At 64.5% G+C, this 16,361-nt stretch carries 15 protein-coding genes; 7 read left to right on the forward strand and 8 right to left on the reverse strand.

The features are described 5' to 3' along the window. Positions 1–8: 8 nt before the first annotated feature. The 3 genes from BMG00_RS05130 to BMG00_RS05140 are packed head-to-tail and all read right to left on the reverse strand — an operon-like array spanning position 9 to position 2,937. Positions 9–1,226: a phosphopentomutase gene (locus BMG00_RS05130; protein WP_078525074.1), complete on the reverse strand. Its 1,218-nt coding sequence runs from the start codon at positions 1,224–1,226 to the stop codon at positions 9–11. Then, complete coding sequence (locus tag BMG00_RS05135; RefSeq protein ID WP_078525076.1) at positions 1,223–2,545, reverse strand: thymidine phosphorylase; 1,323 nt, start codon at positions 2,543–2,545, stop codon at positions 1,223–1,225. The genes BMG00_RS05130 and BMG00_RS05135 overlap by 4 nt, the downstream gene beginning before the upstream one ends. Next, positions 2,545–2,937 (reverse strand): cytidine deaminase, encoded by a 393-nt coding sequence (locus BMG00_RS05140; protein ID WP_078525078.1) that lies wholly within the window; start codon positions 2,935–2,937, stop codon positions 2,545–2,547. The genes BMG00_RS05135 and BMG00_RS05140 overlap by 1 nt, the downstream gene beginning before the upstream one ends. A 240-nt stretch (positions 2,938–3,177) precedes the next feature. Here BMG00_RS05140 and BMG00_RS05145 point away from each other — a divergent pair, with 240 nt between their 5' ends. The 4 genes from BMG00_RS05145 (at position 3,178) to BMG00_RS05160 (ending at position 10,707) form a co-directional block, all read left to right on the forward strand. Further along, entirely contained in the window at positions 3,178–5,454 is a 2,277-nt protein-coding gene (locus BMG00_RS05145) for an NADP-dependent malic enzyme (protein ID WP_078573567.1), read from the forward strand. Between the two features lie 206 nt (positions 5,455–5,660). Then, entirely contained in the window at positions 5,661–7,553 is a 1,893-nt protein-coding gene (locus tag BMG00_RS05150; protein ID WP_078525082.1) for a propionyl-CoA synthetase, read from the forward strand. Between the two features lie 228 nt (positions 7,554–7,781). Next, entirely contained in the window at positions 7,782–9,248 is a 1,467-nt protein-coding gene (locus tag BMG00_RS05155; protein ID WP_158521680.1) for an ATP-binding protein, read from the forward strand. Further along, positions 9,214–10,707 (forward strand): sigma-54-dependent transcriptional regulator, encoded by a 1,494-nt coding sequence (locus BMG00_RS05160; protein WP_245794952.1) that lies wholly within the window; start codon positions 9,214–9,216, stop codon positions 10,705–10,707. Before BMG00_RS05155 ends, BMG00_RS05160 begins: the two co-directional genes overlap by 35 nt. Positions 10,708–10,730: 23 nt before the next feature. Here BMG00_RS05160 and BMG00_RS05165 read toward each other — a convergent pair whose 3' ends face one another. Further along, positions 10,731–11,495, reverse strand: a complete 765-nt coding sequence (locus BMG00_RS05165; RefSeq protein ID WP_078525086.1) for an NAD kinase — start codon at positions 11,493–11,495, stop codon at positions 10,731–10,733. 160 nt (positions 11,496–11,655) lie between these two features. Between BMG00_RS05165 and glyA the strand changes: the two genes are divergently transcribed. Further along, on the forward strand, positions 11,656–12,948 hold the full coding sequence (glyA, locus tag BMG00_RS05170; protein WP_078573569.1) for a serine hydroxymethyltransferase: 1,293 nt from the start codon (positions 11,656–11,658) through the stop codon (positions 12,946–12,948). 214 nt (positions 12,949–13,162) lie between these two features. On the opposite strand, the gene BMG00_RS05175 is transcribed toward glyA, so the two are convergent. Further along, on the reverse strand, positions 13,163–13,534 hold the full coding sequence (locus tag BMG00_RS05175; protein ID WP_078573570.1) for a hypothetical protein: 372 nt from the start codon (positions 13,532–13,534) through the stop codon (positions 13,163–13,165). A 129-nt stretch (positions 13,535–13,663) separates the two neighbouring features. On the opposite strand from BMG00_RS05175, the gene BMG00_RS05180 reads away from it, so the two are divergent. Continuing rightward, positions 13,664–14,437, forward strand: coding sequence for an alpha/beta fold hydrolase (locus BMG00_RS05180; protein WP_078573571.1), 774 nt, complete (start codon positions 13,664–13,666; stop codon positions 14,435–14,437). 17 nt (positions 14,438–14,454) lie between these two features. Here BMG00_RS05180 and BMG00_RS05185 read toward each other — a convergent pair whose 3' ends face one another. The 3 genes from BMG00_RS05185 to BMG00_RS05195 form a co-directional block, all read right to left on the reverse strand. Next, positions 14,455–14,946: a cytochrome b gene (locus BMG00_RS05185; RefSeq protein ID WP_078525095.1), complete on the reverse strand. Its 492-nt coding sequence runs from the start codon at positions 14,944–14,946 to the stop codon at positions 14,455–14,457. A 98-nt stretch (positions 14,947–15,044) separates the two neighbouring features. Further along, entirely contained in the window at positions 15,045–15,227 is a 183-nt protein-coding gene (locus BMG00_RS05190; protein ID WP_078525097.1) for a hypothetical protein, read from the reverse strand. 111 nt (positions 15,228–15,338) lie between these two features. Beyond that, positions 15,339–15,662, reverse strand: a complete 324-nt coding sequence (locus BMG00_RS05195) for a hypothetical protein (protein ID WP_093469909.1) — start codon at positions 15,660–15,662, stop codon at positions 15,339–15,341. Between the two features lie 453 nt (positions 15,663–16,115). On the opposite strand from BMG00_RS05195, the gene BMG00_RS17380 reads away from it, so the two are divergent. Continuing rightward, complete coding sequence (locus tag BMG00_RS17380; protein ID WP_093469912.1) at positions 16,116–16,256, forward strand: entericidin A/B family lipoprotein; 141 nt, start codon at positions 16,116–16,118, stop codon at positions 16,254–16,256. The last annotated feature ends 105 nt before the right edge of the window (positions 16,257–16,361 follow it).

The following is a 16,361-nucleotide window of genomic DNA, read 5'->3' on the forward strand; positions in this document are numbered from 1 at the left end:
TCAGTCCCTCACAGAAAGCTCTTGCCCGGTCCTTGCGCCGGAATGCCCAGATGCGCGGCGATCGAGGCCGCGAGATCCACATAACCCACCTGCCCCACGGCGCGCGACCCCTGACCCGGCGCATATCCCAGAACGGGCACGCGCTCGCGGGTGTGATCGGTCCCGGTCCAGGTGGGATCGTTGCCGTGATCGGCGGTAAAGATGGCCAGATCGCCCGGGCGCAGCCGCGCCATGAACTCGGCCGCGCGCCCGTCGAACCACTCCAGAGCGCGGGCATATCCCGAGACGTCGCGGCGGTGACCGTAGAGGCTGTCGAACTCGACGAGATTGGCGAAGGTGAACGAACCCTCTTCGGCCTCGTCGGCGAGCCGTATCAGGTGATCGGCCAGATCGGCGTCACCCTTGCCCTTGTGCAAATGGGTAATGCCGCGATGGCTGAAGATATCGCCGATCTTGCCGATCGCATGGGTCACTCGACCCGCATCATAGGCCCAGTCGAGCAGCGTCGGCGCTGGCGCGGGGATCGCGAAATCGCGGCGGTTCGGGGTGCGGGTGAACCGACCGTTCTCACCGACGAAGGGGCGCGCGATCACCCGGCCCACCTTCATCGCATGCAGCGTCGGCGCGAGCCCTTCGCAAAGCTTCAACAGCCGATCGAGGCCGAAATGCTCCTCATGCGCGGCGATCTGGAAGACGCTGTCGGCAGAGGTGTAGCAGATCGGCCAGCCGGTGCGGATATGCTCGTCGCCCAGCTCCTCGATGATATTTGTTCCCGAGGCGTGGCAGTTGCCAAGGATCCCCTCGGTGCCCGCGATCTGACAGGCTTTCGCGACCAGATCGGGCGGGAAACTGTTCTCGTGATCGGGGAAGTAATGCCATTCCCACGGCACCGGCACGCCCGCCAGTTCCCAATGGCCCGAGGGGGTGTCCTTGCCGGGCGAGACCTCGGTGGCCGCCCCCCAAAGCCCCTGCGGCTGAGCGTCCAGCCCCAGCGCCTCATCGCCAGAAGCAAGCTTCACCGCAGCCCCAAGCCCAAGCGCATCAAGCGCGGGCAACCTCAGGAGGCCGGAGCGCCCGTCTTCGGCCTTCCCGGCGGCACAGGCCTGCGCGATATGACCAACGGTATTCGCCCCGGTATCGGGCACGCCATCATTGAAAAAGCGATCCGCATCGGGCGCTCCACCGATCCCCACGCTGTCCATCACGATCAGGAAGGCACGGCTCATTGCACATCCTCCGGGCCGATGCGGTCATGAATGAGCGGCGGTTCCTCCGGCGCTTCCTCACCCAGCGTGATCGCCGCGAGGATCGCCGCCTCCGCGGCGTCGGCAGCCGCATCGCTTGCCGCGTGGATGATGGTGAGCGGCTCTCCAAGCTCCATCTCTTCTCCCAGCGCGACGGTCTCCCAAAGCCCGACCGAGGGGTTGATCTTGTCCGTGCCCACCAAGCGGCCGCCGCCCAGATGAACCACGGCCTCGCCCAGCGCGCGAGTATTGATCCGGGTGACGTACCCCGCACGCGGGCTTGCCACCGCCCGGATCACCGGGGCCGAGGGCAGACGGTCGGGGTAGCGCTCGACGAAATCCGCGGGGCCACCCAAGGCCGCGACCATCTTGCCGAAGATCTCCGCGGCCCGCCCCGAGGCAATCGCCTCGTCGATCCGCGCTGTGCCCTCTTCCGCATCCGGCGCTAGCCCGGCGAGCACCAGCGCCTCGCCGCCCAGAGCCGCGGTCACATCCCAGAGCGCCTCGTTCACCACCGTCCCGGTCAGCGTCTCGAGCACCTCGATCACCTCAAGCGCGTTGCCCGCCGAATGGCCCAGCGGCTGATCCATGTCGGTGATCAGTGCCGTAGTCTTGCAGCCCGCACCATTCGCGGTGGCCACGAGGCTTTCCGCCAGCGCGCGGGCATCCTCGGGCCGCGCCATGAACGCTCCCGAGCCCACCTTCACATCGAGGATCAAGCCTTCCAGCCCCGCCGCGAGTTTCTTCGACAGGATCGAGGCGGTGATCAGGTCGATGCTCTCCACCGTGCCCGAGATATCGCGGATGCCGTAGAGGCGCTTGTCGGCGGGAGCGATCTCGCCCGTCGCACCGACAATGGCGCAGCCTACCTCGCCCACGACCTTGCGTAGCGCGCCGATGCCGGGCAGCGCGTTATAGCCCGGGATCGCCTCCATCTTGTCGAGCGTGCCGCCGGTATGGCCCAAGCTTCGCCCCGAGATCATCGGGACGTAGCAACCACAGGCTGCCAGCGCGGGCGCGAGCAGCAGCGAGACGGAATCCCCCACACCGCCGGTCGAATGCTTGTCGATCACCGGACCGGGCATGTCCCAAGCCAGCACCTCGCCGGAATCGCGCATCGCCTTGGTCAGGGCCACGCGGCCCTCGGTGCCGATGCCCTTCAGCAGAACCGCCATCGCGAAGGCCCCGGCCTGCGCATCCGAGACCGCGCCATCGGCGAGACCGCGCGCGAACCAGCGGGCGGCCTCTTCGCCCAGGCCCTTCCCGTCGCGCACAGCCTGGATAATGCTGCGCGCGTCCATCAGGTGTTTTCCATGTGGCTCATGTCGAAACGTCCCGGCAGCAACTCGCCAACCGTGGTATCGAAGCGTTCCCCCCGGGTCGTCGCCAGTGCCACCGGCGTGTCGTGACGGGCGAACTCGGCCAGCTTCTGACGGCAACCACCGCAAGGCGGCACCGGGCTTGGGCTGTCGGCGATCACCGCGACTTCGGTGATCTCGGTCTCGCCCGCGGCCACCATCGCCGCGATCGCGCCGGCCTCGGCACAGGTGCCCTCGGGATAGGCCACGTTCTCGACATTCACCCCGCGATAGATCGTCCCCGAGGCACCGCGCACCGCAGCCCCCACCTTGAATTTCGAATAAGGCGCATAGGCGTTTTCGCGCACTTCGCGCGCAGCATCGAGCAACGACATGGGCCGGTCTCCGGGCTGGGCCGGACGTGAAATTTGTCCAGCCGGTTGAGTTTTTCCGATCCTGCGCCGCCCCCGCGCCGGATGCAAGCGCTCACCTCGCGTAGGCCCGCGCGCTCTCGCGCAGTTCATGCCGCAAGGTCAGCGAGACTCTTGCATTCGGTCCTCATGTGCTATCTAGAACGGCACGAGAGTCGCGCGAAGAAAACTAGTTTAGCGCTAAACCAGTTTCGGGAGAAACAGATGGAAGAGGCCCGCCAAGACAACCTCCGGCAATCGGCGCTGGACTATCACGCCCATCCGAAGCCCGGCAAACTGGAGATCCGCGCGACCAAGCCGCTCGCCAACGGGCGCGATCTCAGCCGCGCCTATTCCCCGGGCGTGGCCGAGGCGAGCCTTGCGATCAAGGCCAATCCCGACACCGCGCGCGATTACACGGCGCGGGGCAATCTGGTGGCCGTGGTCACCAACGGCACCGCCGTTCTGGGGCTTGGCAATATCGGCCCGCTCGCCGCGAAACCGGTGATGGAAGGCAAAGCGGTGCTGTTCAAGAAATTCGCCAATATCGACTGCTTCGACATCGAACTGGCCGAGCGCGATCCCGAGAAGCTGGCCGAAATCGTCTGCGCGATGGAGCCCTCGTTCGGCGCGATCAACCTCGAGGACATCAAGGCCCCCGATTGCTTCATCGTCGAAAAGATCTGCCGCGAGCGGATGAACATCCCGGTCTTCCATGACGACCAGCACGGCACCGCGATCGTCGTGGGCGCCGCCGCGACCAACGCGCTGCGTCTGACCGGCAAGAAATTCGAGGACATCAAGATCGTCTCGACCGGCGGCGGGGCAGCGGGCATCGCCTGCCTCAACATGCTGCTCAAGCTTGGCGTAAAGCGCGAGAACGTGTGGCTTTGCGACATCGAAGGGCTCGTCTACGAGGGACGCGAAGCCGAGATGACGCCGCAAAAGGCGGAATATGCACAGGGCACCACTCCCGCGACGCTCGGCGACGTGATTGATGGGGCGGACATGTTCCTTGGCCTGTCGGGCCCGGGCGTGCTCAAGCCCGAGATGGTCGCGAAGATGGCGAAACAGCCGATCATCTTCGCCCTCGCGAACCCGACGCCGGAGATCCTGCCCGACGAGGCCCGCGCGGTGGCTCCCGATGCGATCATCGCCACGGGTCGCTCGGATTTCCCCAACCAGGTCAACAACGTCCTGTGCTTCCCCTTCATCTTCCGGGGCGCGCTCGACGTGGGCGCAACCACGATCAATGACGAGATGCAGATTGCCTGCGTCGAGGGCATCGCGAAGCTCGCGCGTCAGACGACCTCAGCCGAAGCCGCCGCGGCCTATCGTGGCGAAAAGCTGAGTTTCGGACCGGATTACCTGATCCCGAAACCGTTCGACCCGCGCCTGATCGGCATCGTCGCTTCTGCCGTGGCGAAGGCCGCGATGGAGACCGGCGTCGCCGCGCGGCCGCTCGAGGCCCCTGAGGTCTACAAGGCACAGCTCGACGGTTCGGTCTTCAAGTCCGCCCTGCTCATGCGCCCGGTCTTCGAAGCCGCCGCCACCGCCTCGCGCCGCATCGTCTTTGCCGAGGGCGAGAACGAGCGCGTGCTGCGCGCGGCCAATGCGATGATCGAGGAAACCACCGACACGCCGATCCTGATCGGTCGCCCCGAGGTGATCGAAATGCGCTGCGAGCGTGCCGGATTGCCGCTCGACCTGAGGGCGGTCGAGATCGTGAACCCCGAGAACGACCCGCGCTACCGCGACTACTGGGGGACCTATCACGAGCTGATGGCCCGACGCGGCGTCACCCCCGACCTCGCTCGCGCGATCATGCGGACCAACACCACCGCCATCGCGGGGATCATGGTCCATCGCAACGAGGCGGATTCGATGATCTGCGGCACTTTCGGGCAGTATCTGTGGCACTTGAAATATGTCCGCGAAATCCTTGCGCGCGACGGGCTGCATCCGCAGGGCGCGCTTTCGCTGATGATCCTCGAGGACGGCCCCCTCTTCATCGCGGACACACATGTCCACCACCAGCCCACCCCCGAGCAGATCGCGGAAACCGTCATCGGCGCCGCGCGCCATGTTTGCCGCTTCGGGCTGAAGCCCAAGATCGCGCTGTGCTCGCATAGCCAGTTCGGCAATCTCGACATCGACTCGGGCGAACGGATGCGCGCCGCGATGAACCTGCTGCTCCAGCGCGAGGTCGAATTCGACTTTGAAGGCGAGATGCATGTCGATGCGGCGCTCGACCCCGAGACCCGCGCCCGTCTGATGCCCGACAGCCGCTTCGAGGGCGCCGCCAACGTGCTCGTCTTCGCCAATACGGACGCAGCTTCGGGCGTGCGCAACATCCTCAAGATGAAGGCGGGCGGGCTTGAGGTGGGACCGATCCTGATGGGCATGGGCAACAAGGCGCATATCGTGACGCCCTCGATCACCTCGCGCGGGCTGCTCAACATGTCGGCCATCGCGGGAACCCCGGTCGCGCATTACAGCTGAGTCGCAAAGCCCGCAGAGTTTGCAAAGCCCGCATAAGCTGCAAATAAGCTGAATACTCCGTCGGGCTTTGCAAAAGTTTGCGCACGTTTTGTCGCGGCTTATGCAAATTTTTCTGCCGATCCAGCAAATGTGCGCGGTAACATTCTTGCGCCAAATCCGGGCCGGACTTAACACATCCTCCAAATTCCTGAGGAGGAGATGTTCGCATGGGCTATAAAGAGGTCTATTCCGCCTGGCAGGCCGATCCCGACAAATTCTGGATGGACGCCGCCGAGAAGATCGACTGGGACACGAAACCTTCCAAGGCGCTGTTCGACGGCAACGCCCCCTTCTACGAGTGGTTCTCGGACGGCCTCGTGAACACCTGCTGGAACGCGGTGGACCGCCATGTGGAGGAAGGTCGCGGCGATCAGATCGCGATCATGCATGAAAGCCCGATCACCCATTCGACCAAGGGCATTACCTACAAGGAATTGCAGACCCGCGTGGCCTCGCTGGCCGGTGCGCTGAAAATGCGCGGCGTCGAAAAGGGCGACCGCGTCATCATCTACATGCCGATGATCCCCGAGGCGCTGGAGGCGATGCTCGCCTGTTCGCGCATCGGCGCGATCCACTCGGTCGTCTTCGGTGGCTTTGCCGCGCACGAACTCGCGGTGCGCATCGACGACTGCACGCCCAAGGCGATCATCGCCGCAAGCTGCGGCCTCGAGCCCAACCGCGTCGTGCATTACAAGCCGCTGCTGGACGAGGCGATCGAGCTCGCCGAACACAAGCCCGAATTCTGCGTCATCTTCCAGCGCGAGCAGGAAGTGGCGAAGCTGATCGAAGGGCGCGACTTCTCGTGGCACGGCTTCCAATATGGCGTGAAGCCCGCCGAGTGCGTGCCGGTCGAAGGCAACCACCCCGCCTATATCCTCTACACCTCCGGCACGACCGGCCAGCCCAAGGGCGTGGTGCGTCACACCGGCGGTCATCTCGTCGCCCTGCAATGGACGATGAAGAACATCTACAATATCGAGGCCGGCGACCGCTTCTGGGCAGCCTCGGATGTAGGCTGGGTCGTGGGCCACTCTTATATCTGTTACGGCCCGCTGATCGCAGGCGCGACCACGGTCGTCTTCGAGGGCAAGCCGATCGGCACCCCGCATCCGGGCGTGTTCTGGCGCGTCATCCAGAACAACCGCATCAAGTCCTTCTTCACCGCCCCCACCGCCCTGCGCGCAATCAAGCGCGAGGACCCGAATGGCGAGTGGATCAAGCGCTACGCACTACATGACCTGCAAGCGCTGTTCCTCGCGGGCGAACGCGCCGATCCCGACACCGTGGAATGGGCACAGAAGCATCTCGGCGTGCCGGTGGTCGATCACTGGTGGCAGACCGAAACCGGCTGGGCGATCGCCGCGAACCCGATCGGAATCGAGGAACTCCCGACGAAGATTGGTTCGCCTTCCGTGCCGATGCCCGGCTATGACGTGCAGGTGCTCGACGAGGGCGGTCACCCGGTCGAGGCAGGCACGCTCGGCGCCATCGCGATCAAGCTGCCGCTGCCTCCGGGGACACTGCCGACCCTGTGGAACGCGGAAGACCGCTTCAAGAAATCCTATCTCGAGCACTTCCCGGGCTACTATGAGACCGGCGACGCCGGCTACAAGGACGAGGATGGTTATCTCTACATCATGGCGCGCACGGATGACGTGATCAACGTCGCGGGCCACCGACTCTCGACGGGCGGGATGGAAGAGGTTCTCGCCGGTCACCCCGATGTCGCCGAATGCGCCGTGATCGGTGTGGCCGATGAGCTCAAGGGGCAGGCTCCGATGGGCTTCCTGTGCCTCAATGCAGGGTGCAACCGCCCTCATGCCGAGATCGTCAAGGAATGCGTCGCCCGCGTGCGCGACCAGATCGGCCCCGTTGCGGCCTTCAAGCTCGCGACCGTTGTGGACCGCCTGCCGAAAACCCGCTCGGGAAAGATCCTGCGCGGCACGATGGTGAAGATCGCCGACGGGCAGGACTGGAAGATGCCCGCCACGATCGACGACCCGGCGATCCTCGACGAGATCACCGAAGCGCTGAAGGGGCTCGGCTATCCGCGCAGCTGATCGTAGATGTACCGCAGCCGGACCGACCGGCGGCGGTGACGTTCACACGTCGATCACATTTTGTACATTCGCCGCGCTCCTCCCGGGGCGCGGCGTTTTATCTCTGCCCGAACGCTTGATTTCAGGCCCCCACCCCCAGATGATCGTTCGGGGCACCACATGAAAAACCCGATCGCGACACCAACCTCGAACCGTTCGTCGTCGCGCCCTCCTGGCGCGGATACTGCGATGTTGCATCATGATCTGCGCGCGGGGCTGTCGGAAATCCTGGGAGGGTTGTCGCAGCTGATCGCCCGCACCCAGGAAGACGAAACCCGCAGGGGGCTGGAAGCCCTGCGCGGCCTGAGCGAGGAAATGGGGCGGCTGATCTCGCTGTTGAGCCCCGATCTCTCCCCGCCCCGGCCGCATGAGCTGCGGCTTGATGCGTTCCTCGCCTCGGTGGCACGGCGCTGGGAGACGGCGACGCAGGCGCGCGGCATCCGTTTCACGCTCGAGGTTTCGCCCGATCTACCCGCGGCGATAAATCTCGACCGGCTGGCGTTGGAGCGGCTGCTTTCGAATCTGCTTGGCAATGCTTTGGCCCATGGCGCGCAAAAGGCGATCTGGCTGCACTTCGGACTTGAGGGAGATGCGCATTTCACGCTCGCGGTGCGTGATGACGGGCTCGGTTTCCCGGACGCATTGCTGGACGGATCTGCGCCCGTCAGTGTCAGTGAGAGTGCCTCTCTGCCTTTTCCGACGCGCGGGCATGGCACCGGCCTCGGTCTCTCGATCTGCCGAGACATAATCGAAGCCCTCGGGGGCGCGATGCGCCTTGCCAATCCTGCGGGCGGAGGCGCCGAGATCCGCATCACATTGCCGATCACGCCGCTCCGATCCGGCCCCAAACGCGCCGACACGGACTGCCTCGATCAGCTTCCCGACCTGAGCGGATGGACCGCACTCGTCGCAGACGACAGCGCCTCGAGCCGCGTCATCTTCGAGCATCTCCTGCGGGCGATGGGCGCGCAGGTCGTGGCGCTTTCGGACGGAGCTGTGGCGCAACGCAGATTGCTGGTGGAACCGCATGATCTCGCAGTGATCGATATCGAGATGCCGGGCCTGAACGGGCTCGATGTGATGCGCGCGCTGCGCCGCTCGGGGCGCGATTGGGCGCGGATGCCGCTCATCGCCTGCTCGGGCCATGTCCTCCAGTCCGAGCGTACCGCGATGCGCAGCGCGGGCGCCGACATTATCCTCACCAAGCCACTGATCGGCGTAATGCCGATCCTGCGTGCCATCACCGAGATCGCGAATGCCCGTCAGCCCGCGTCGCGCGATTGCTCTCCGAATGACGACCTGCTGATTGCGCGGCTCATGGCACGCACCGGACGCAGCTTCGCCGAAATTATGGGCAACACCTTCACCGAGGATTTGCGCGCCGTGCAATCCGCCCTCTCCGAGGCCCTTTCACAGCAGGATCGCACAACCATAGGTTGCCAAAGCCACAAGCTCGCAGCCGTCGCGGGAGCGATCGGTGACGATATCCTCACCCGACAGGCGCGCGCGCTTGACAGCGCAGCTCGCCATGGCACCTATGAAGATATTGATGACCTTGGGCGTATCGTTCTGGCATTGCTCGAACGGCTCATCGTCAAAATGACACAAGATTTATTGGAAAATGACGATTTCGACCATGAGTGCGCAGGAAAATGACCAGAGCCATGCCGCAGCGGCGGCCGAGACAGTGCCCCATTCGGGCCTGCCCGATTATGAGGGCGGACCACGCCACGAAGTAAGCTCCAAAGACCCAAGCGCAGCCGAACATGTTCTGCTGATCGAAGATATCGGATCGCTGCGGGCCATCTATGACGCCTACCTGCGCGCGGCAGGGTTTGTGACCCACAGTGCGGAAACCGCGGCCGAAGGTCTCGCGATCTTTCGCTCCCATCCGATCCGGATGGTTCTGCTCGACCTGATGCTGCCCGATCGTGATGGCGATACGCTGATTGCGGAGATGCTCGAGCTGCGCCCGCGTACCGCGATCATCGTGGTAACCGCGGACCGTTCGGCCGATCGTGCCGTGCGCGCGATGCATGCGGGCGCGGTGGATTTCCTCGTCAAACCGATCGACGAAACCCGCCTGAACGCCGCGATCGAACGTGCACGTTCCTCGAGCCTTCAGGCACCGGGGGAGAACCCGCACGAGTCGAAAGCCCCGCTGGGCGAATTCATCGGCACGTCGCCACGGATGCAGATGGTCTACGAGCGTGCCCGCTCGGCGGCGCGCTCTTCCGCGCCGGTCTATCTCTGGGGCGAAAGCGGCACCGGCAAGGAGCTTTGCGCTCATGCGATCCATTCGAGCGGGACACGCGGCTCCGGCCCCTTCGTGACACTCGATTGCGGCTCGCTTCCCGCCGACCGGCTCGACAGCGAGCTTTTCGGCCATCACAGCGGCGCCTTTCCCGGCGCGTTGCACGACAAGCCGGGCGCAGTGGCGATGGCAGATGGCGGCACGCTGCTTCTGGACAATGTCTGCGAATTGCCGATGCCCGCCCAGATCAAGCTCTTGCGCTTTCTCGAGACCGGTCAGGTCAAACCCTATGGCGCGACCGAGCCGGTGACGGTGGATGTGCGGGTGATCTCGGCCTCGGCGAACACCCCCGAGGAAACGCTCGCTTCGGGAAAGATGCGCGAAGATCTCTATTATCGCCTCAACGTCCTCTCGATCGAGATGCCGCCGCTGCGCAGCCATGGCGAGGATATCGGCCCGATCGCACGCATGGCGCTGGATCGTTTCGCCGCCGAGGAGAACCGCTGCTACACCGAGATCACCGACGAGGCCATCCGCAAGCTCGAGCGGATGCCCTGGCCGGGCAATGTGCGCCAGCTGATGAATGTGCTGCGCGCGGCGATGGTGATGCATGACGGACCGGTGCTGCGCGCCGAGATGTTGCCTGATATCCCGACTGTCTCGGCGCAGACCGACATCGCGGAGGCAGGGGCTACAACGGTCTCAACCTTCGAAGGGATGACGCTGGCAGAGATCGAGCGCCTCGTGATCGAAGCCGCGATCGAGCGCCATGACGGCTCGATCCCGCGCGCCGCGAACGAGCTGGGCGTCGCGCCCTCGACGATCTATCGCAAACGCGAAAGCTGGTCCGCTCAGGACTGATCCCGAGAGGCGGCCCCTGCACCTCAGGCAAATTGCTCCCGCATGAGCCGCTCTTCGAGCCCGTGACCGGGGTCGAAGAGAATACGATGCGCGATCTCGGGCTCCGAGCGGACCTCGACCCATTTCACCGGCTTCACAGAACGCGAATCCGCATCCGCCATGACCGGGCGTTTTGCCCGTTCGAGCACGTCGAAGCGCACCACCGCCGAGGAGGGCACGATCGCGCCCTGCCAGCGCCGGGGCCGGAAGCTGGCAATGCCCGTCAGCGCCAACACATCCGAGCCAATCGGAAGGATCGGCCCATGCGCCGAGAAGTTGTAGGCCGTCGATCCCGCGGGCGTCGAGACGATCGCCCCGTCGCAGACCAGCTCCTGCATCCGCACCTTGCCGTTGATCGAGATCTTCAGCTTGGCTGCCTGCGGCCCCGCACGCAGCAACGATACCTCGTTGATCGCGAGCGCCTCGTGCAGCACTCCGTCCTCGGTCTCCGCCTTCATCGAGAGCGGGTTGATCACCGCTTCTTCGGCAGCCTCCAGCCGCTCGGGCAGGTTCTCGGCGACGAAATCGTTCATCAGGAAGCCGACCGAGCCGCGGTTCATCCCGTAGACCGGCAGGCCCGTCCCTTCATGCAGGCATTGCAGCATGAAGCCGTCGCCTCCCAGCGCCACGATCACATCCGCGGCGTAGCGGGGCACCTGCCCGTAAAGCGCGACCAGCTCGGCCATCGCCTCCTGCGCGCCCTCGGCCGTCGACGCCGCGAAATGAATATGGTTGTACTGGCTCGCCACGGCGTTTTCCTCCTGCACGTCCAAGGTGTTGCAAGCGCCCGGGCGAAAGACAAGCGCGAAAGGCCGGTGAAAAACCGGTTTTGGTCGCTTTGGGCGCTTTCAGCCTCACGAAAACTGCGCTAAACGGGCCGCGACCCCGGATCTTTGCGAGGAGCGCACCATGACCGAGCAACGCGACGCTGGCTTCTTCACCGAAAGCCTTTCCAGCCGTGACCCCGAGCTTTTCAAATCGATTACCGACGAGCTGGGCCGCCAGCGCGACGAGATCGAGCTGATCGCGTCGGAGAACATCGTCTCGAAGGCGGTGATGGAGGCGCAGGGTTCGGTGATGACGAACAAATACGCCGAAGGCTACCCGGGCAAGCGCTACTATGGCGGCTGCCAGTATGTCGACGTCGCCGAGAACCTCGCGATCGACCGCGCTAAGGAACTTTTCGGCTGTGAATTCGCCAACGTCCAGCCGAACTCCGGCAGCCAGGCCAACCAGGGCGTCTACCAGGCGCTGATCCAACCCGGCGACACGATCCTCGGCATGAGCCTCGACGCGGGCGGCCACCTCACCCACGGCGCCAAGCCGAACCAGTCGGGCAAGTGGTTCAACGCGATCCAGTACGGCGTGCGCAAGCAAGACAGCCTTCTCGATTACGAGCAGGTCCGTGAACTCGCGCTCAAGCACAAGCCGAAGCTGATCGTGGCGGGCGGCTCGGCCATCCCGCGCCAGATCGACTTCGCCAAGTTCCGCGAGATCGCGGATGAGGTCGGCGCTTACCTGATGGTCGACATGGCCCACTTCGCCGGTCTCGTCGCGGGTGGCCAGCACCCCTCGCCCTTCCCCTATGCCGATGTCGCGACCACCACGACGCACAAGACCCTGCGCGGTCCGCGTGGCGGGATGATCCTCACGAATAACGAGGAGATCGCGAAGAAGGTGAACTCGGCGATCTTCCCGGGCATTCAGGGCGGTCCGCTGATGCATGTCATCGCCGGCAAGGCCGTGGCCTTCGGCGAGGCGCTGCGCCCCGAGTTCAAGGTCTATGCCGAGCAGGTCGTGAAGAACGCCCAGGCGCTCGCCGACGAGCTGATGAAGGGTGGCCTTGATATCGTCACCGGCGGCACCGACACCCATGTCATGCTGGTGGACCTGCGCCCGAAAGGCGTGAAGGGCAACGCGACCGAGAAGGCACTGGGGCGCGCACATATCACCTGCAACAAGAACGGCATCCCGTTCGACCCGGAAAAGCCGATGGTCACTTCGGGCATCCGTCTGGGAACCCCCGCCGGCACCACCCGTGGCTTCGGTGAGGAAGAGTTCCGCGAGATCGCCCGCCTGATCGTCGAAGTGGTCGATGGTCTGGCCGCCAATGGCGAAGAGGGCAACGGTGAGGTCGAAGAGACCGTGAAGGCCAAGGTCGCGACGCTGCTCGCACGCTTCCCGATCTACCCCGAGCTCTGAGCTCGACCGATACGCATTGCGAAGGCCCCCGATCTCGGGGGCCTTTTGCGTTTCGGTGGATCGCGTAGCCCTTGCCCGGATCAGCCGCGAAGCGGATCGGGGTCGTCCGGGTCTGGCAGGGATAAAGCGCAGCCCCCCCTATCTCAGGGCGCCCATCCAGCGTCCGGGCGCTGTCCTCTGACCGTTTGTTCAATCTGCTGACGACAAGTCGGCCTCAGATCATCCCCGACCACAGCATCGCGACAAGCAGCGTTCCACCGACCACCAGAAAGATGAACGCGATCGAGCTCCCGAGGTTCAGCAATGCGCCACGCAGTCGATCCCCCGCGCCAAGCGGCTCCAGATAATGCCGGCACGTCGCATAGGCGGCCTCGATCGCCCGCGTATCAAGCTGCCGGGCGACCTTGGGCGCGTGGGCCTTGCGTTCAGCCTCCGCCAGAAGCCGCGCCGCTTTGCGGACCTTGCGCGGCAGCACGCGGGCGCGGCTCGAAACGCGGGTCTCGAGGTCATGCCCCTTCGCCCCCAGCCGCACAGCCAGAAGGCGTGAGACCTGCTCGGTCATCTCGGTGATCCTCTCCGGTCCCATCCGTCTCTCCCGGTCGCTTCCTCACCGGACGCTAGCCGCCCCTGCAACCGCACGCAACTCCCCCTTGCGGTGGCATTTTTTCGCGCAGCCCTCTGGCCGTGATGGCCTGCGCGCTCTAGCTTATGGCCCATGCTGAACACCGTGATCTATCCCGCTGAAACCGACGCCCCGCCGCTGATCATCGCCCCCGGGCTTTTCGGCTCGGCACGCAACTGGAACGCCATCGCGAAACGGCTGAGCGCGGACCGCCCGGTGATCGCGCTCGACATGCGCAATCACGGCGACAGTTTCTGGGATGACGATCATTCCTATGCCGCGATGGCCCGCGATATCGCCGAGGTGATCGAGGCGCATGGCGGGCAGGCCGATGTGATGGGGCACTCGATGGGGGGGAAAGCCGCAATGACGCTCGCGCTGACCCGGCCCGAGCTGGTGCGCAAGCTCGTGATCGCCGACATGGCGCCCAAGAGCTATGCCCATGGCGACAGCCACGGTGCGCTGATCGAGGCGATGCAGGAGATGAAGATCGACGATCTGAGCTCGCGCTCGGTCGCCGACGAACGCTTGGGGGAACGGATCGTTGATCCGGGAACGCGGGCCTTCCTGCTGCAATCGTTAAGCCTGCGCGACGGGCCGGTGCGCTGGAAATTTAACCTTAACGCGCTCAAGGCCAATCTCGACGCGATCCTGGACTGGCCCGATCCCAAGGGCATGCAACCCTTCGATGGCCCTGCCCTCTTCCTGTCAGGCGCGAATTCCCACTATCTGCAACCCGAAGATCACGCGGAAATCCTTGCGCGCTTCCCTCAGGCCCGCTTTGTCGTGATCGAGGGCGCGGGGCATTGGCTGCACGCCGAGAAACCCCGCGAATTCGAGGCGGATGTGGCGCGCTTCCTCGGCTGAGCTCGCGCGCGCAGGGGTCAGCCCCCGGCCTTCATCATCCGCCGCAGCAGGTGATCTTTCAGAACATACTGGTGATAGAGCGCGGCGGCGATATGCAGCCCCGCGAAGATCAGCAGTGCCGTGGTCAGCGCGGAATGGAGCTCGGCCATCCAACCCAGCGTGAGGAAATAGGCCACCCCGCCAGAAATCGGCAGCGCGAAGAGCGTCAGATAAAGCAGCGCATGGATCGCCTTGGCGCCAAAGCGCATCAGTTCGGGATCGTCATGCGGCGGCTCGGGGGTGCCGTGGGTCGCGCGAAGCACCAGCCGCCACGCGGCGAGCAGCAAGATCGCCACCCCCAGCACGATATGGCCGTAGGTCAGGAAATCAGGCGTGACCGACTGGCCCTTCACCTGCCCCCAGAACGTGCGCGCCACCGAATCGTGGAGCAGGAATTGCGGAATGATCAGCAGCACGACAAGCCAGTGCAGCCAGATCTGCGTCTTCGAATAGCCGGGGGCGGTGGACATGAAACCTCTCGCGAATGAACGAACGTAAATTGTGCTTCCTCGATGCAATCAACGAGGAAGCTATGCTGTTCCGTCTATCACGCCCGCGAGAGCAGATGTCAGACGTTCTCGCGGATCATCTTGGCAATGAACCAGGCGACCGGCAGGGCAATGATGAAACCGATCACGGCCGAGGCGATCATTGCATTGGCGGTGAACATGTTCATGGTCAGCGCAGCGATAATCAGGATGCCCGCGAGGGTCGGGCCGGCGAGCGAATACATGATGGCGAAAAGGCGCATGTCGAGTCTCCTTGAGCGGCGCGTTTTATGGGCGAAGATCACCATGATCGCGAAAACGTGACCTTGATCGGAGTCAAACTGGCCGTGGCCGCGCTGCGGCATCCCGACGCATCAGCAAACGAGCTGAAATCGCGCCTCGCCCGTGTCGTCCGGCAGCGAGGGCGAGCGATGGAGCCCGCCTGCCGGCCCGGCGACCACACAGCCCGACGCCTCCTGCGCCGCGCGGATCATGAGCGCAGGCACCCGATCACGCGCGGCACGGCGAAGATAACCCATGCGGATCACCTCGGCCCGCTCGCCTTTCACGAAGACCACGAAATCGATGCCATCGAGGCGCAGGTCGTGACGGGTTGCCCCGAAGAATTGCGGGGCGGGCGACGCGCCACAGCTGGCAAGCGCGAGAAGAGCGGCACAGAGGATTCGGGATTTTGACATTGAAAGGCTCCGGGGAGGGATAACCCGGAGCCTTTCAGAGCATCGTTAACACGCAGTTAACCTGCTCGGGCGGAAAGTGGCGGCCCCCGCGAGGGACGGGCGGAGGCCGCAACGCCGTTCTGACAGGAATCATGCCTGGCGGGGCGGTCAGAACGGGTTATTCCTCTCAATACCTCTTTCGATCCTGAGCCCACCGGATATCCCCGGCATAGGCCCGACCAACACGATCATCGCGAAATCCTGCCCCCCACCGCACCGGATCCAAGTGCCGAAAAGTCCACGCTTCCAACGCCCGCAAGGGCCGCGAAAGGAGCGATCGACTGACGAAGGGGCGATTTCATCGAACTCTCCGTGTTGTGTTCAGACCGCTAACGCCGCACGTTGAAGAGGGTTCCAAGGAACCATAAAAAATTTCATACGTTGGCCAGTGTGGCTTCATAGGAGAGCGAAAAAATGACGAAGACGGTTAAGCTTGGCGCGGCGATGGCGCTGGTGATCCTCGGTCTGGCGGCGTGCAACACGGTGCGCGGCGCGGGTCAGGATCTCTCGGTCGCGGGCAGCACGATCGCGAGCGAAGCCAACAAGGCACAGTAACATCGCCTGCAGAGGCGAAGGGGCCCCGGACCGGAAGGTTCGGGGCTTTTCCATGCGGGGACGAATTCGTTCGCGCTGATCTCGCTTTCGCGCGTAGTTCCAGCC

It is taken from the genome of Thioclava marina (genome assembly GCF_002020135.1).
Lineage (GTDB): Bacteria > Pseudomonadota > Alphaproteobacteria > Rhodobacterales > Rhodobacteraceae > Thioclava > Thioclava marina.

What these genes read in the sequence shown, in the direction of transcription:
- BMG00_RS05130 (WP_078525074.1), bottom strand. Translation starts at nt 1,226, where the DNA reads ATGAGCCGTGCCTTCCTGATCGTGATGGACAGCGTGGGGATCGGTGGA.
- BMG00_RS05135 (WP_078525076.1), bottom strand. Translation starts at nt 2,545, where the DNA reads ATGGACGCGCGCAGCATTATCCAGGCTGTGCGCGACGGGAAGGGCCTG.
- BMG00_RS05140 (WP_078525078.1), bottom strand. Translation starts at nt 2,937, where the DNA reads ATGTCGTTGCTCGATGCTGCGCGCGAAGTGCGCGAAAACGCCTATGCG.
- BMG00_RS05145 (WP_078573567.1), top strand. Translation starts at nt 3,178, where the DNA reads ATGGAAGAGGCCCGCCAAGACAACCTCCGGCAATCGGCGCTGGACTAT.
- BMG00_RS05150 (WP_078525082.1), top strand. Translation starts at nt 5,661, where the DNA reads ATGGGCTATAAAGAGGTCTATTCCGCCTGGCAGGCCGATCCCGACAAA.
- BMG00_RS05155 (WP_158521680.1), top strand. Translation starts at nt 7,782, where the DNA reads ATGTTGCATCATGATCTGCGCGCGGGGCTGTCGGAAATCCTGGGAGGG.
- BMG00_RS05160 (WP_245794952.1), top strand. Translation starts at nt 9,214, where the DNA reads ATGACGATTTCGACCATGAGTGCGCAGGAAAATGACCAGAGCCATGCC.
- glyA (WP_078573569.1), top strand. Translation starts at nt 11,656, where the DNA reads ATGACCGAGCAACGCGACGCTGGCTTCTTCACCGAAAGCCTTTCCAGC.
- BMG00_RS05175 (WP_078573570.1), bottom strand. Translation starts at nt 13,534, where the DNA reads ATGGGACCGGAGAGGATCACCGAGATGACCGAGCAGGTCTCACGCCTT.
- BMG00_RS05180 (WP_078573571.1), top strand. Translation starts at nt 13,664, where the DNA reads ATGCTGAACACCGTGATCTATCCCGCTGAAACCGACGCCCCGCCGCTG.
- BMG00_RS05185 (WP_078525095.1), bottom strand. Translation starts at nt 14,946, where the DNA reads ATGTCCACCGCCCCCGGCTATTCGAAGACGCAGATCTGGCTGCACTGG.
- BMG00_RS05190 (WP_078525097.1), bottom strand. Translation starts at nt 15,227, where the DNA reads ATGCGCCTTTTCGCCATCATGTATTCGCTCGCCGGCCCGACCCTCGCG.
- BMG00_RS05195 (WP_093469909.1), bottom strand. Translation starts at nt 15,662, where the DNA reads ATGTCAAAATCCCGAATCCTCTGTGCCGCTCTTCTCGCGCTTGCCAGC.
- BMG00_RS17380 (WP_093469912.1), top strand. Translation starts at nt 16,116, where the DNA reads ATGACGAAGACGGTTAAGCTTGGCGCGGCGATGGCGCTGGTGATCCTC.